Source organism: Streptococcus suis (assembly GCF_002964045.1).
Classification (GTDB): Bacteria; Bacillota; Bacilli; order Lactobacillales; family Streptococcaceae; genus Streptococcus; species Streptococcus suis_U.
Map to the genome: position 1 here is coordinate 1 of NZ_POPB01000433.1, position 413 is coordinate 413.

Consider the following 413-nt stretch of genomic DNA (forward strand, 5'->3'; position numbering starts at 1 on the left):
GGTCAGGTCTATCTCTTCTGCGGAGGTCGAAAAGACCGATTCAAAGCTCTTTACTGGGATGGACAAGGATTTTGGTTGCTTTACAAACGTTTTGAAAATGGAAAATTGACCTGGCCAAACAATGAAGAAGAAGTCAAGGCTCTAACTTCCGAACAAGTAGACTGGCTCATGAAAGGATTTTCTATCATTCCAAAAATAAAAGTTTCAGAAAGTCGTGATTTCTATTGAAATCAGGGCTTTTCTTTCGGTATAATGAAATAAAAAGAAGGAGGCTCATCAATAGTATGGAAGAGTTATTGAAGATTATTAAACAGCAGAGCTCAACGATTGAACAACTTACCAACGAGTTGACCCTCCTTCGTGAACAGGTTGAGTATCTGAGACAGAAACTCTACGGAAAATCATCAGAGAAG

The 413-nt window shown here is 38.7% G+C and carries 1 protein-coding gene; it reads left to right on the forward strand.

Translation table 11 applies throughout. From position 1 onward, the window contains the following. Positions 1-228, forward strand: a 228-nt coding sequence (gene tnpB / locus C1E99_RS11090; RefSeq protein WP_105207582.1) for an IS66 family insertion sequence element accessory protein TnpB, incomplete at its 5' end; no start/stop codon positions are given. Positions 229-413: the final 185 nt, after the last annotated feature.